The following is a 495-nucleotide window of genomic DNA, read 5'->3' on the forward strand; positions in this document are numbered from 1 at the left end:
AGCCGCCCAAGGGCGGCTTGCGGTCATTGCCAGTCGGCATCGCACCTATAGACATGGTGCTGGTAAGCGTACTCACCAATCAATCCAGTCTCACCGGTACAAATGAGCAATGGCGAGGACATGTTATCCATGTCCTCAAGGCAATCCCGGAAATATTCCAGGGTTGCCACCATTGCTACCGGATGGTAGTCAGGCAGCAATGATGCCTGCCTGACTAAATCCAGCACGTTGACAATGAGTTCTGGTGGCATGTAATGCATGCTCCATCCTCCTCATTGCGTTGGTCATAGCCTTGAGCCGGGCTATAAAATCGGCTGTAGTAGGGTACTGCTAAAGTACCCAAACGGTCTTGCGTTCCTTGAGAGCGTACTTCAATGCCCTTAAGGTGATCGTCGAGATTTGCATCTTCATTGCTCCTAATGACGCCCTAATTAAGGGCTTGCCAATGGGATATGCAATCAGGATATGCAATCAAGATATGCAATCAGGATATGC

The 495-nt window shown here is 49.7% G+C and carries 1 protein-coding gene; it reads right to left on the reverse strand.

Translation table 11 applies throughout. The features are described from left to right. Nucleotides 1-23: 23 nt before the first annotated feature. Nucleotides 24-260, reverse strand: coding sequence for a hypothetical protein (locus CAPSK01_RS17225; protein WP_034929590.1), 237 nt, complete (start codon nucleotides 258-260; stop codon nucleotides 24-26). Between the last annotated feature and the right edge of the window lie 235 nt (nucleotides 261-495).

Source organism: Candidatus Accumulibacter vicinus (genome assembly GCF_000584955.1).
Taxonomy (GTDB): Bacteria; Pseudomonadota; Gammaproteobacteria; order Burkholderiales; family Rhodocyclaceae; genus Accumulibacter; species Accumulibacter vicinus.